The 15,086-nt window shown below is 38.1% G+C and carries 11 protein-coding genes; 2 read left to right on the top strand and 9 right to left on the bottom strand.

The window, feature by feature from the left end; genetic code table 11:
• Positions 1–182: 182 nt before the first annotated feature.
• Together ASE92_RS17865 and ASE92_RS17860 are read right to left on the bottom strand one after the other, a co-directional pair.
• Positions 183–1,457: an erythromycin esterase family protein gene (locus ASE92_RS17865; protein ID WP_157255783.1), complete on the bottom strand. Its 1,275-nt coding sequence runs from the start codon at positions 1,455–1,457 to the stop codon at positions 183–185.
• A 347-nt stretch (positions 1,458–1,804) separates the two neighbouring features.
• Positions 1,805–2,470: a hypothetical protein gene (locus tag ASE92_RS17860; protein ID WP_056851490.1), complete on the bottom strand. Its 666-nt coding sequence runs from the start codon at positions 2,468–2,470 to the stop codon at positions 1,805–1,807.
• Between the two features lie 517 nt (positions 2,471–2,987).
• Here ASE92_RS17860 and ASE92_RS17855 point away from each other — a divergent pair.
• Positions 2,988–3,644 (top strand): hypothetical protein, encoded by a 657-nt coding sequence (locus ASE92_RS17855; RefSeq protein WP_162237772.1) that lies wholly within the window; start codon positions 2,988–2,990, stop codon positions 3,642–3,644.
• A 1,197-nt stretch (positions 3,645–4,841) separates the two neighbouring features.
• Here ASE92_RS17855 and ASE92_RS20995 read toward each other — a convergent pair.
• The gene (locus tag ASE92_RS20995; RefSeq protein ID WP_082455118.1) at positions 4,842–5,459 is read right to left on the bottom strand and encodes a LytTR family DNA-binding domain-containing protein; all 618 of its coding nucleotides are present in this window, start codon (positions 5,457–5,459) and stop codon (positions 4,842–4,844) included.
• Between the two features lie 1,261 nt (positions 5,460–6,720).
• Between ASE92_RS20995 and ASE92_RS17830 the strand changes: the two genes are divergently transcribed.
• Positions 6,721–7,119 carry a hypothetical protein gene (locus tag ASE92_RS17830; protein ID WP_056851485.1) on the top strand — a complete coding sequence of 133 codons (399 nt, stop codon included), beginning with the start codon at positions 6,721–6,723 and terminating at the stop codon, positions 7,117–7,119.
• 40 nt (positions 7,120–7,159) lie between these two features.
• Here ASE92_RS17830 and ASE92_RS17825 read toward each other — a convergent pair whose 3' ends face one another.
• The 6 genes from ASE92_RS17825 to ASE92_RS17795 all read right to left on the bottom strand — a co-directional run bounded on the left by ASE92_RS17825 (position 7,160) and on the right by ASE92_RS17795 (position 15,077).
• A complete protein-coding gene (locus ASE92_RS17825; protein ID WP_235527392.1) occupies positions 7,160–7,834 on the bottom strand; it encodes a prohibitin family protein in 675 nt (224 codons plus the stop codon).
• A gap of 461 nt (positions 7,835–8,295) precedes the next feature.
• On the bottom strand, positions 8,296–9,468 hold the full coding sequence (locus tag ASE92_RS17820) for a M20/M25/M40 family metallo-hydrolase (protein WP_235527391.1): 1,173 nt from the start codon (positions 9,466–9,468) through the stop codon (positions 8,296–8,298).
• Between the two features lie 495 nt (positions 9,469–9,963).
• Entirely contained in the window at positions 9,964–11,712 is a 1,749-nt protein-coding gene (locus ASE92_RS17810; protein ID WP_056851483.1) for an ATP-binding protein, read from the bottom strand.
• Positions 11,713–11,743: 31 nt separating this feature from the next.
• Positions 11,744–12,874 carry a histidine kinase gene (locus tag ASE92_RS17805; protein ID WP_056851482.1) on the bottom strand — a complete coding sequence of 377 codons (1,131 nt, stop codon included), beginning with the start codon at positions 12,872–12,874 and terminating at the stop codon, positions 11,744–11,746.
• Positions 12,875–13,189: 315 nt separating this feature from the next.
• Positions 13,190–14,260, bottom strand: coding sequence for a porin (locus ASE92_RS17800; RefSeq protein WP_056851803.1), 1,071 nt, complete (start codon positions 14,258–14,260; stop codon positions 13,190–13,192).
• A 256-nt stretch (positions 14,261–14,516) separates the two neighbouring features.
• Positions 14,517–15,077 carry a K(+)-transporting ATPase subunit C gene (locus tag ASE92_RS17795; RefSeq protein WP_056851481.1) on the bottom strand — a complete coding sequence of 187 codons (561 nt, stop codon included), beginning with the start codon at positions 15,075–15,077 and terminating at the stop codon, positions 14,517–14,519.
• Positions 15,078–15,086 lie beyond the last annotated feature (9 nt).

Genomic DNA, 15,086 nt, shown 5'->3' with positions numbered 1-15,086 from the left:
ATGAAAAGTGGTGAATTATAAACTTAGGACGGGGTAAAGGAATAAAAATAAACATTTTCTAGAAAATACTTAATTGGGCTATTTCTTTGCCCTGCATGTTCACGCAAAAACACTTCAGAAGAAATAATTAACTATCGATTGTTCAACCTTTGTCCTTAAGTCAAGGCTTACATTTACTTCGTTTAATCGTTCCATTTGAAGGGCTGTTTGATTGGGTAGGTTTTTTTGAATATTACTACTCCGTCGAATGATTCGCTGGGGCGGGTTTCGATTGAGGTATTTTCTAGGTCGGCCTTTGAATTGCTAAATGTAGCACCCACCTGTCTTGTCTTGACTTTTTTTGAAAGAAAATTTATAATCGCTCTATCGTAGGGAAGGGTATTAAAGTCTAAATAAGCATCATTTTTGGAAGAGATAATTCTCTGTTCAAAAAAAACTGGATCGTCCTGTTTGACATTGAAAACCTTGAAGCCCGAATTAATTCTGTCGTTAGCAAGGAACTCTCCTTCATAAAACAGAAGGCCTAGGGCGTAATATTTTTTGCCTAGTGACTTGGATAACAATTGCCCTACCGGTTGCTGACCTGCAAGCATTAATTTTTTCGAGATGTGCATGTTATGTGCCAAGAATATCACCTTCGCATTAGGCTGAAGGGCCATGATGCTGTTAATGTTTTCGTACATCATTTTGTCTCTTAATTCAGCCCTTAGTTTTCCTGGACCGAGTGCGCGATATTTAATTAGTTGCAAAATGGAATTTAAGGAAATCCTAGAGACACTATTGGTGGGTTGTGAAGCAATCTCTTGGTCGATTTTAACACCTATACCATTAAAAAGGTCTCCTTCATCTTTCGTGAATGACTTTGAAGTCGGGACTCTCAATTGCTTAAGTGCACCTAGCATTTCATCATTCAACGCAGCATTCTTAAACCTATATTCCCCACGGATTACCGATCCGATTATTGCCGGGGCAGTCATATCGCAGCCATAAAAATGAACTTTATCACCAGGCCCCTTGGAGTCGTTATACGTCTTAAGCCATTCGACTACATTCAAAAAATCCGAATTGTTGTACATCCAATACCCTATCAGCTTTAATGCATCCTTTGGCGAACCGTTCCCATTAACGATATAATCATTTAACATTAAGGTACTGGAGAAATCTGTTTCGGTAACTATTACTTTGTAGTTGTGTTCCAAGACTAAGGTCTTGATCAGCGAAAATCGAAAATCGATAAAATTTCGTGTACCGTGGGTCGCCTCACCAATGGCGTAGACCTTATTTCCATCGAGTGTTTTAAAAAGGAAATCGGTTGGATATGTGTACCCCCCGGATTGATTTGAGTCAATCGGAATGATTAATTTGTTAACTGAATCAGAAAGCCCATTCTGGGCGTAACAAACCCTAACACAAAAGAGAAACACAATCCAAATCTTCGCGTTTAATTTATTTACCATGAAAGCATTAGTAAGAGATTCTAAGTTAAGCGGAATTGATATTGTCTTTGCAATTACCAAATTCCCCTGATGTCATTATCTTAAACTTACAAATAATTTTCATTCTATTATGCTTAAAAAAACCAATACTACAAATTCCGTTTCACAAAAGGAAGATATAATTCACTGTTATAATTTTATTTAAGTTGTCTTTACTAGATGCTACTTACGATAAGTTGAAAAACCATCTAAAATCAGAATAGCGATGATGAACTATTATATCTCAATGGGTCTTGCATCATCGACTTCTGAAAATTATACTTTGCCCAGCAATTTATCGGAGTTGTTATAGAAAGCAATTATCTGTCTTATTGTTCACTTGAGGATTCAATTATTTTCAATTCACTCCAAGGAATCGTTACAGTGTAGCCACCTTCTTCATTATTATTTTTAAAGAAATTAAATGTCCAAAATAATTGAGCATATTCCTCATTGTATTTAAATATTACCGAATAGTTATCGTAAGAAAATCCACGTTTTGTTACCTCCCTTGAGGCAAATTCATAAATTAATCTTCTATCTAAAAGATTTCGTTTGCTTCCACCATATCCGATTGGCCAGTTTAGATCGAGGATTTGTCCATAATCATCTAAATGGATCAAAACATAATATCGAATAATCCCAATCGTTGTGTCTTGTAAGGAGAAGGAAAGTTCATATTTTGGAATAAGCGGTTTTCGCTCACTCATTAATATACTAGGCCGATTGACATGCTTTACTGCAGATTTAACGTCAATGACCTGTGCCCCGAAGAACCGGATTGAATCCTTTAGGTCCCAAAATACTTCAGCTATTATCGCCTTCATACGTCGTTGAATATCTTTCGGCAAATCATCAACTTTTGATATTTTACTTGAAAATTCTTGCAAAGTAAAAGCTTCCCACACTTCATCTTCCACAATCATTTTGGTTTGTCCAAAACCAAATTTAACACCATTGAGTGATAGCAGAATAATGACATATAATATTTTCATATTGAAAAATAATGATTAATCTTGGATAAATCATTATGCCGAAATCTATTCCAAGATCTTGACTCCTGTAGACCATCATTAAGATGCCTGGAAGTTAAAAACAGATTATTGAATTAAGAAGTGAAGTGTGGGCAGCTGATTCGGTAATCACGGATTGTTGTTTTAGGTATTATGTCTCAAAAAACGAACTATATGATTTATTCGGGAACCGATGTACAGGTATATTTTTTAAGACCAGACAAGCAGAAAGAAGATGTATTAGTTTTATCAAGTTTCTTTGGCACAAAAAAAGTGGACAGCTTTGTAGCGGAAGTTAACAGCATCCTTATTAAACAAACCATATAACTACCGTAGACCAGAAAATAAAATCAAAAGAAGTTAAATATCAGCAAACGATTAGTTAAATAAGCTGTTATCAATGGCGACCCAAATTGAAACTCACAAAGAATATAGGTCTACGTGATTTTTTTTCAGGTTCCATACTATATATTAAATCATCATCTAAAAAAATTAAAGAATGAGACTATTTTTATTTTGCGCTATCTTTTGCTTAGCCACTCCTTTTTATACAATGGCACAGAAAACTTCTGATATCGTCGAAACACTGGAACAAAAATACAATTGGGCGAGGGCCAAGGTGATCCAGGAGAGTGTCACAATCAATGGTCCATCGGAAATGTTTACCCGGATTATGTCTGATAAGCGCTCTTATGACATTTCAACCTTTTCCTATTTAAGTTCATATTTAGGAAAGTATTTTGATAAAGTTTATGGTACCGATATATTAAATACAGCAGAAAAAACAGCAGTGAATACAACAGCTGAGCAAAAAGCGGCATGTGCTAAAGAAATTGCAAAAATTTCTGGCAAATTGCATATCACTTTAAACGCAAATGGTGTTAAATTAACAGATAACAGCTACGAACTTGGTATGACAACCTTGACTACCATAGGAGAGTTCCTGAATCCTGAAAGAGGCGTTGGGGTAGCATTGGGATGGAGACCAACTGCCAATAAAATTGCCATCACTATTAATACGCTAAACAAAACCGGGCAACCTGTAGTCAAATGGAGCAAGGATATGACTACCTGTACCATAGATCTGCCAATTGCAGGAGACACTAACTATTCCAGTATAATTATAGCCGGCCTCAAAAAGGGTGGAAAAATCTAGCAACCCATTTGTCTTCGGATTAACAAGCCAGTTAGTAAAGAAAGTATTTTCTTTCTCAATTAAAAAGGAATGACTACGAAAAACGGGCCTTTCCTAAACCTTGAGGAAGAAAAGCTTTTGCGGTAACCAGATTTGCCGATATCCAGACTTGGAACATGAATGTCCGTATAACGATTTTGGGAGAAGAAAAATTGTTTAAATAAATAAATCTAAAGTAAGAAAATAGGATCTTTACAAATCAAAAACATTTTAAATTAAGATTGCAAACTGAAGGTCAAATATCACAAAGAAGAGTTATAAGCAATTTTGGCACTTATTCAAGTATTAGATTGGTGGGAAACGAGGTGACATATGTTTTCAATCCGAACATTCAATTAAGGTTAATTTCTTTATTATTATTTTTTAATTGTTTAGTTTTCTCAGGCATATTCTTCTATTTAAACGACTTCATTTTTAACTTTCCGATAATAGTTTTTTCGGTAATATTCATTGTAATATCTGTCATGATGTTCCTGAAAAGTCTTTACAAAATTATTGTAAGCAAAAGCGAAAGAACTATCAGGAAGATTGGTATTTTATCGGAAGTCAAAATTTCAACCGATACTTTGATGAGAAGTTGTAGTATTTTGAAGTCCGACTTCATTTTTGCACGTAACTGGCCTAAAAAAACATTTTATTTGAATCTAGCTGACAATAGGCAGATCAGACTTAATATAGGATTAGACCCTGATCACAAATTAACAGCAGGATTTGAAAGTATATTACAAGAGTTATCAGATGATTTTAACATAAAATATGTTTCAGTGTAAGAAATTGTAGTAAATACACTAACCGGAAATTTACAATAATTTAGGTCAATGTTAGCGTCTTTGAACGTTAACAGGGGAGACTTGTCTCACAAAACGAATGATTTTTTGCATCTTTTAAATATTTTCTGCTATCTAGATTTATAGAATCAACTTGTATCAACCCTGTGCTTCACCGTTAAAATTGAAAAATTTCTAAACCTGGTGTGTGAATTTTTGTTTAACTAAATTTTTGAATCTCTGAGGTTATATTGTCCATTAATATTTCTTGCCGGATATTACCAGTTATTATTTCGACTGCAACAAAGCGCAGCAGAGAAATTGTTTAAATTTACCATTGTGCATGTCACTAGCTTATCACTTCGGTTGATATTATACAGAGTGAGTAAAGCTATTTTCCTAAGATAATCTTGACTGCATCTCTATTAGGTTTTGAAACCGGAATTTTATCTCCGTTTTTCATCAACAGTGTCCCTCCATCTTCTTTTAACCAGCTTTTAACAAATTTTGGATTTACCAAATGGCTTTGATGAGACCGAACAAACCCGAAAGGTTTTAACAAATCTGTGTATTCCTTTAATGATTTTGAAATGAGTAATTTTTCGTCACCTATTAAAATAAAATTTGTATAATTGTTATCAGCTTCGCACCTCACGACGTCTTGTGGATCAACATATCGGGTTTCATTATGTTGGGGTAACGCAATATTAGCAGTTGCTTTAATTATTGTTTTTTCTTCATTTTCTTCCACACATTTCGTTTGATAATGATCAGGCTGGGAGAAATTAATGGCTACGGAACTGGCAATTATGGCTGATTGGTGATCTCTACTTTTCTTAATCAAAAAGTAGATTAAGAAGAAAATCCCAAAAAAAAACGCGAAAAATAATATTCCAACAATTAAAAGAGCAATTAATTCTGAAGACCCCATATTTAAGAAACCTGCACAACAAACCTGGATTCCGTAATTAAAGATAAAAACTAAGCCGAAGATCACCTTATTGTTCATGTTTTATAGATTTGGTGCGTTTAATTAGATATAAACATAAAAAAATAAAGCCTACTAAGATTAAAAAAACAAAAATACAGATAACAATTAAGATTAATAATTCGCCTGTTCCTAAATTAAAAATATTTGCTCTGGCCATCTGTGAACCAAAAAAGAATGCAAAAACTGAAGTTAATAATATGTGTTTCATATAATAAAATTTAAGTGTTTAGCGAAAGTAGCTTAGCATTATGACTTTGACAATTGACACTGAGAATCTAACGTCTTTTAATGAGAATTGAGTGGATGCAGTTTAGTATTGAAGCGATTATAGTTCTTCAAAGAAGTTTCAAAACTTCTTTATTCGGGTTGAAGACTGAAGCTATACTATCATTATTTATTAACAAATTTCAATCATATTCTGTTAGTCCCTTTTAAAAGCTTGTGATTTATCAAATGAATTTGTTGTATTCGTATGGGCATTAAGGTAAGCATGAGTTTAAAGAATCTATCGATATCTCTTGCGTTAAATGCTTCTTAAGCAATTTTGATGATAGCGAAGTATTGAGATTCGATTAGTATTTTATTATGCCTTAGAAACTTCTTCAAATATTTTATCTCAAAAAACGAACGTATCCATCTCCTCCTACTATGTATCTTTCTTTCAGCAGTAACTATGTGCATCAATTATACCATAGAGAAATATGTGTCAAAAAACCATCCCTCTTATATTTAATTTTTACTAAATATGAGCATTGGAAAAAATCAAAATACTTGGCCCCTTACTCCAACTTTTGATCACTTAATAATGCATTGATAATTAGCACTTCATAATAGAGTTGTTTCGGCGATGAGGAGTCAATTTAGGTTGGTTTATCCAATCTGACACACCCAACTTGAAAATTACCACCCCATTATGAATGGATTCACACAGCATATAAATTTAGAATAAAAAATAAACGCCTGATTATAAGCGGCTTGCAGGAAGATAAAGTTATCGGAATGATTTTGGTAAAATGATCGCAAATAGAGAACATGAAACGATCTTATAATATTATCGAAAAAAGAAGTTTGCTGATCAGGCTCGGTAAGGTCAAACCTTTTCATTACTTAGTAATTTTTTATGCAACAGTCATCCTTGTAGGCGTCCCTATCCGCATGTTAAAAATTGATGCGCTGACAGTGATTTATTCAACAATATCCCTAATTGTGGTCATTATCGGCTGTGCCTTTTTTGCAGGCATAAGAAAACTGCCCCGGTCACAGCATGATTGAATTGTAGATGAAGTTTATCTTCGATAACTTAAAAAAAAGCTGCTATAAAAAGGATGTTGTGGCCATAACGCTAAGTGCTTTAAACTCGGAATGGGTACTGAATGTCAATAGCCGAGAGCAGGCCTCACACATTAAATTCAATATGGGAAATGCGGATCAACGGAATGAGCAAAAAATTCTTAGCAGGATTATTCAGGAATATGCAGAGATGTGGGCAGATGTGATACTGGATAAAAATCTGGTAAAATCGCATCTCGAGATCACTAGAGACATAAATTACCTCGATGGATTAATAGCTCGCAGGCATGCCCAAAAACTTAATACTGATAGCTATTTAAAAATTGCAAATCAGTTGGCCAGACTGGAGAAAATCATTCGCGAAAAACTTGGAAGTTCAACAGCATGAATCCAATATCCTCCTCCCATAGAAGGAGGATATCTATTTTCTAATTTCCTCCCAGAATTATAGGGTTTTTTGCGTTACCCATGATAATTATTTTGGCATTTGTTGATAGTGCGATTTCTTTCTGGGCGAGAATGGATTCATACTGGAGCTGTTTGTCGCTGAGGCCTGTAGAAAGGATTCGCTGATAATCAGCTATACCCTGCGCTTCGATACGCTTACGCTCAGCCAACTGTTTTTCCTTTTGCAGTACAAATTGCATCTTCTGGGCATCCTGTTCAGCATTGATTTTAGATTCGATTGCTTTGCGGACAGATTCGGGAAGCGTAACGTTTCTGACCAAAAGCTGCTCAAGCTTTAGCCCTCGCTTGGCAAAACTCTGATCAATTGCAGAAAAGATTTTGCTCTGGAATTCCTGTCTTTTGGTAGAATACAGGGCCACAGCTTCATAAGAAACGGCATTGTCCCGGATAGCAGTACGGGCAATGGGGCGGACAATTTTGTCAAGGTAATCATCTCCGATTTCTTTTAAGATTCTTGGTGCGTCTTTGGGTGTCACACTGAAGAGAACAGAAAGGTCGATTGTAACTTCGAGACCGTCCGAGGTCAGTATACGGATGGCATCATCCCCCGCTTTATTACCTTCATCATGCACCGCCGACATGGTATAGTTCTGGGTCTTGACATCAAAGGTAGTGACCTCAACCAGGCGATTCACTATATTAAGCCCGCTGAAGAGCACATCGTTGTCAACCTTCGTAAAGTGTTTTTACCCCGACCTGACCCGCGGGAATAACCTTAAACATGGAAAGCGACGCCCCCAGCAGGATAACGACAACACCTGTTATTCTGATGAGCCTTCTGTAGCGGGTGAGAGGCGTATCACCTTTTGCGGAAATAATACTTGTTACAACAATAAGGAATCCTAGGATAATGAGAAACATAATATTGGTTTTAATTTATAGATACCTTCAGCAAAGGAAATGCCCCAAAATTTCAAAGGTCAGATAAAGGCATCGGTGCCTCTTTAAAAGACATTTTCTTTCTCATGCGCAAAAAACAATAACCTAGCAATCCATATCAAAATGGGGTGGTATTTTTCATTTTGGTAATTGATGAGATACTGCGATATGAATGAGGAATATCTGAAAACAACATTATTTTTGCTCTTCATGATTTCTACGTACTTAGTTCCGGCTCAGTTTTTCCTTCATAGCCAGTATTACGATTTTCTGGGTGATGATTAAAAATCGCGCTCAGGGATTCCAGCAGCTTTATGTACAGAGCGGTTCCTTCGGTAACCTCTGATAAATAGACATATTCATCATTCATTAACGATCTGGAAGCAGAACCCGGACCCATTTTTAAAGAGGGCATATGCAATAGGCTCCGCTCCGAGCTGGTTGGTGAAAAAAAGGTATTTCTGCCAATCTGTTTTCCCGAAATGACCAATGGATGGTTTAGGTCAATGGCTGAGGGAGTAACCAGATTTGTCCGAATCGATGTCTCGCAGAAAGTGTGGTTGCGGATAATGTTCATAATTTCTTTTTCACTGTAGTGGTGATCAAAACGAATATCCACGGTAAAGGAGCATTCACCTGGCACAATGTTGTGCCTTACTCCGCCACTTATTTCTGTCACGGTCATCTTCACTGCTTGATGGTCAGAACCATGGACTGGGAATTGAAAGCTCGAAAACCATGCAATATCCTTCATTGCCCGGTAAATGGGATTATCTGCGTCACTTGAGATCGCGTGTGCGGATATTCCGCCGGATGTACAGTCTAACACTATAGCGCCCATTTCCTCGATGGCCATATCCATATCTGTAGGCTCCCCCAATATGGCAAAGGATATTGGCATCAGATCAGAAAGAATGGATCGCAGACCGTTTTTTCCAGAATTCTGCTCCTCTGCGGTTACCGCTAGACAAAGATTGAACGGCAGGCCCTTCCAGTCATAAAAATATAAAAATGCCGACAAAAGAGCGACCAGCGAAGCTCCGGAATCATTGCTTCCGAGTCCGTAAATTTTTCCCTCATATATTGATGCTATAAACGGGTCCCTGGTCCAGTTATCATGTGGGTATATGGTATCAATGTGCGAGGTCAGCAGGACCGTTGGCCTTTTAAGATCAAAGCACTTATTGTAACACCAGATGTTGTTGAATTTTCTGATCGTCCTGATGGCATAGTATTCACTGAGAAAATTTTCAATAAAGTCTGAAGCATGTTTTTCTTCCCCACTGGGCGATGGCGTAGCGATCAGTGTTTTTAAGAGTTCGATAGCCTGATGTCCCAGTTCTTCAGGAGTTTTGATGGGAGCGGGATTTATAATCATATAGGTTTCCATATTTTTTAGTTTTAGTTATAATCCTGTATAGGAAATATAAAAAGTGGGCCTGCCCTTCCGGTCTTCGACAAGGTTTTCCTTATGTGCAAGCTTTCCATGAATTTTATTGCTAACAGGTTTTTTGACTGTTTTAAAAGGAGAAAGATAAACCCTTACCCATTCATACAGGTGTCGAAAACTGCCGGCGCTGTTTCTTTTTACGATTATTTTTTCATGATTTTCGTTGTTTGCCATACTCTTAATTTTCATTGCTTACTTGATCCATTATTATCAAAGTGGATGCCCAGAGTATCTTCTACATAAAAAAAAGGGCCATTATAGACCATAAAGCGAGATTTATTCATTCAGGAATAAAGTTTATCAATACTTATCCCTTTCAAAATAGAAGGATTATTACCGTTTTGGAAAAATATTGAAAAGAGAAAAAGAGATGACCATGTAAAAAGGCACATCTCTTTAGAAATTTTTAAAAGGAGAATGTATTAGCTCTTTTTCCTATGCATTGGGTAGCGTAAAAAAGAAGCTGCTCCCTTCTCCGATTGCGCTTTCGACCCAGATCCTGCCCTTTTCCGCTTCGATAAAATCCTTGGAAATGGCGAGGCCTAAGCCTGATCCCGACTTGTTTTGCCCGTCCGTAGGCACCTGAAAGTACCTGTCGAAAAGCCTTTTTTGGTACTTTTCGTCAATGCCCTTTCCAAAATCCCGTACAGAAAACCGGACCTGACCGGACAGCTGAACGACATCAAGAATAACCCTTGATTTTTCCGAGCTATATCGCAGCGCATTGGAAAGAAAGTTTACCAGCACCCAGGCGGTTTTCTGGATGTCGGCATTCACTTTTGAAAGGTTTTCATCACAGTTCACCTCGAGCCTAATATGCTTCTGTTCCGCCTGAAAACTTACCGCATCAATCGCATAATTTACGATTTCAAGTGGTTTGGTGATCGCAAAGCTAAGCTTGAGATTGCCAGTTTCGGCCTGGGAGAGGTCCAATAGCTCACTGGTTATCTTAAGTAATCTATCGGAATCTTCCCGAATATGTTCGAGTAATTCTTTTTGTTCGTCGTTCATTCCTCCGACTCTTTCATCCTTTAAAAGCTTCAGGCTCATCTTTATCGATGATAGCGGAGTTTTTAGTTCATGGGAGACAGTAGCAATAAAGTTGGTCTTAGCCTCGTCAAGTTCTTTAAATTGGGTAATGTTTTTCAAAACGTAAACGCTACCCGCTGATTTAGAGGATTCAACGAGCGTATCACCTGCTTGTACCTCGAAATTGGGTATAACAATTTCTCTGTTTTCGAGCTGAAAATAACTTTCCTTATCATCGGCGAATATCTTTAATGGCTTGGTATCTGTCTGAGGACTCAAGATACGTTTAAGCAGCTGATTTTTTTCGATAAGCTGTGACACGTTTTGACCAACGGTCTTTTCGGCATCCAGATTAATCAGTTTTGAAGCTAGAGTATTTAGAAAGAGAACCTCGCCTTTTTCATTAAGACCAATAATAGCATCCTGCATCTGGGCAATAATGGCCTCAATGCGCAGCTTTTCCGATTTGAGTTTCGAGAGATTGCTATTCTCCCATTCGTTAAGCTTTTTTGCCATGCTGTTGAACGAGGAAGCAAGTTCACTGAATTCATCGTTATTATTAAAATGCAGGCGCTGCTTATAATTTCCTCTGCTGATTTCCCGGATGGCCTTGCTGAATTCGGCAAGCGGATTGGCAACAAAGCCAGGAAAATTTACAATAAAAGTAAATAGAATCATAAAACAAACTGTTGCAGCTATGCCGATATAGATGTTCGCTCGCTCGGAAGCTGCTGTAGCCAAACCGTTCTTTTCATATATGGCTTTCATATTCAGATCTTCTATTTGCTGCAGAGCTGTTCTCGTTTCCCTTAGAAAACTTTCCTGTCCCTCTGCGGATCTTGCATTTGAAATCTTATCAAAACCCAGATGAAGACGTTCTACAGCATCCCGCTCCCCGGGTTCTGTAATATTTTCCTGTTCCATTTTCAGGTTCTTAGCGAAAACTGCTTTTTCAGCATTTTGCAATGGGAGGCTGTTGTTGTCCAACACACCACGCATTGCGGCGATATATTTTAAGGTTTTATAATTATCCTTGAGAATTACCTTGGATTTATCAGAGAGCTCATTGAGAAAAAAAATGGCAATTAGTCCAAAAGAGAGCACTAATATAAAAAGGAAGCCGAAGCCAAGGCGGAGTTTAGTCTTTACTTTCATGATGACTATTTGTTTGTATATATGATAAGAATTAAGATAGAATGACCAGATCGATATCCTTCATAGCAAGATTTTTCAACAGTCCGTTGAAGACTGCCGTTCGAAGAATGACTTGAAAGATATTCAGGTGAGGCTTCCCGATACAGATGGTTGTAACCTCCTTTTCGGTAGCCAGATCAATGATGGCACGTGTAACCTGATTACTTTTGATTTTAATAACTTCCGCCCCGAGTTCAGTAGCAAGCTTGAAATTATTGATCAGGTGCCTTTGCTTGTCTAGTTTTATGCGTTCTAAGCTTTCACTATCACTCTGTACATACAGCACAATCCAAGGAGAACGGTAATAGGATGCCAGGCGGGCTGTTTTCCTGATTACCACACCTGCTGTTTCAGCATTGGAAGATATACAGGCCAGAAAGCGTTCAGGTCTAAGTTTAATGGATTTGGGGATTTCGGTCTGGATTTTCCGTTCTACCTGGTGTACGACCTCTTTGAGGGCCAGTTCGCGCAACTGAAGGATTTTATCGGACTGGAAAAAATTTCCAAGTGCTCGTTCGATCTTACTCTTATCATAGATCTTTCCCTCTTTCAGCCTGGTTACCAGCTCATCAGCTGTAAGGTCAATATTTACGATTTCATCGGCGAGCTCCAAAATCTTATCCGGTATGCGCTCGGTCACCGCTATACCCGTAATCTGTTCTATCTCCTCATTAATACTCTCCAAATGTTGAATATTGACGGCGGAGATAACACTGATCCCGGCTTCCAGCAAATCAAAAACGTCCTGCCAGCGTTTGCTGTTTTTACTACCTTCCGCATTCGTATGGGCAAGTTCATCAACAATGACAATCTCAGGATGACGATTGATGATACCCTGAAGGTCCATTTCTTCGAGTTCCTTACCACGATAAAATATCTTTCGCCTCTTGACTTCAGGAAGACCGCCAACAAGAGCATGGGTCTCCGCCCGGTTATGGGTCTCTACATATCCAATGCAGATATCGATACCATTACGAAGCAAAGCGTGTGCTTCCTGGAGCATCCTGTACGTTTTGCCAACACCGGCACTCATGCCAATATACACTTTCAGCTTTCCACGCCTCGACTTTTTAACTAGATCGAGAAAATGTTTTACCGATTCTTCCTTTTGTTGCTCTTCCATTATCGTCTAATAATTCCAAACCACACTCATGATACCCTTTTCGATTAGTATAAAACTGGTTACGACCAGGCTTAGTACAAATACCGTAATAATTAACCGGATGGTTAATTTTCTGGACATGAGCTCGCAATATTTCCTAGCGGCAAATGTCCTGTAAAAGTTTATATTTTTCCTGTTCTTAACTACCCTAAGCCTTTTAATTAAAATCACACCTAGGGTGATCAAAATTAAGCAGTATATGATTTCTATGTAAGGATGCATAATCTTTTAAATTGACCACCCGAAAAATGTTTCCGGGTGGATAAATGAGCTTTATTAAAATGAAACGGCTATGCTGGCAGTTAATGCTGCATTGGCATTAACCGCACCGGCATCTCTGACAAATATTTTATCTTTGCTGTCATATGCTTTTCCTTCTAAACGAACAACAGCGTTTGGAATTGGAGAATAATCAAGGTTTAAAGAATAACCCTTTGTTTTAAATCCATTTGGAGTTCCTGTTGCTATAAATACGCCATTTTTATCTTCATAATATTCGAACCTACCCGCAACAGCCCATTTTGGCGCAAACTTATATTGCAGGATAGCTACTGGTGAGATCACTTCATTTTTGTCATTACTTCCTTTTATTTTTTGCTGGGTTCCGTAATCGAAACCTAGTGTTACGCCGAACTTATCGGTAAGCTGAAAGATACCATAAACGTTATGATAGAAGCGGTTTACCCTAACCGTGTCAGCGCCTTCGCTTCCAAGGAAATTACTGTAATTTACCGTAATTTTATCCGTAGGCTTCCAAGTCAGCTGCAAGCCTCCTGCAGGTTTATCATTGCCATTCTGGCGTGTAATTCGCTGCCATCCATTCAGATATAGTGCGACTGCTGTAAATTTACCATCCTTTGTACCATATGTAATTTTTGCACCAGACTCATAGTAAGGCGTATTCTCGGAAGAAATGTTTCTGGTAAGTACCCAGCAGTCCTTAGATATGGCGCTCTCGAAGCCTATATGTGATGAAAAGATACCCGCATCAATCCAAAGATTTTCAGATTTAGAAAGCTTTACACCCGCATTGGCTTCGAAGACGTTTTTCAACACTCCTGGTTCGGCCGTAAGGTTGGCGTTTGCGTATGTCCCTGCCATCACAGCCAGGTTTGCACGGATATTACCGCTATCGTAAGCCGCTTTGATAAAACCAAGATTTAAGTTCACTTCGTTTGCGCGGTTATGTGAATAGATAAAGCCAGGGCGGTTATGATCTGCCGGTTTGTTAAAGTCATATCCATAATAGGCTTCCAGGTATCCGGTTACCTTGATCTTTGGTTCTTCCTGCGCTTTGGCTAAGAATACTGTTGAAACTGCAGCGGCTAGTAATAATAATTTTTTCATCTTTTTGAATAATTTAACGGTAATGAAGCCATCGAATTTGTTCATCCCACAACGCGGTATGAAAAATTATGACGGTTTCATAAAAATTGAAAATGTGCTTTTTAGGGCAAAGCCCTTGAGCCCCGTGCTCTTTTTTTACGGGCCCCAAAAACTTTGTTGTTGTTAATTTTAGGGTGTTATCAGATTGACCGGTGATGCTGCCTACTTGACTGTTTTGGCAAACGCTTTAAAAGCAGGCAGCAGGATGGTCAGTTTTTTATAGTTCATCAAGGGCCAGGTTGAGTTTCAGTACATTTACCGATGATGGTCCGAAAAGTCCCATAAAGGGCTTAAGGGTATTCATGGCAACCAGTTCTTTCACTTTTTGCTCGTCTATTTTCCTGGCTTTGGCCACCCTTGCCACCTGGATGGCGGCGCCGGCTTCAGAAATATTCGGGTCAAGCCCGCTTCCTGATGCAGTAACCATATCGGCGGGGATATCGGATTTTTTAATCCCAGGGTTGTATTTCAATAAGGTATCGATACGAGACTGTACATCCTTTAAATAATCCGGATTAGAAGGTCCTTTATTTGAACCCGCTGAACCGGCCGCATTATAGCCAGCTGCAGATGGCCTTCCCCAGAAATATTCCGGTTTGGTAAAAGACTGGCCAAGTAATGCGTATCCCACTGTTTTGCCGTTTTTGATGATTTTCTCACCCCCGCCGTTTCCTTTGGACATTTTACCCATAAAGGCAACACTAATGGGATAAACAACGCATAACAATACAATTAAGACAACTGTTAAGCGGATGGATTGAATAATATACTTTTTCATTTTATTTTA

The organism is Pedobacter sp. Leaf41, from assembly GCF_001422545.1.
GTDB lineage: Bacteria > Bacteroidota > Bacteroidia > Sphingobacteriales > Sphingobacteriaceae > Pedobacter.
This window is presented reverse-complemented; position numbering and strand designations above follow the sequence as displayed.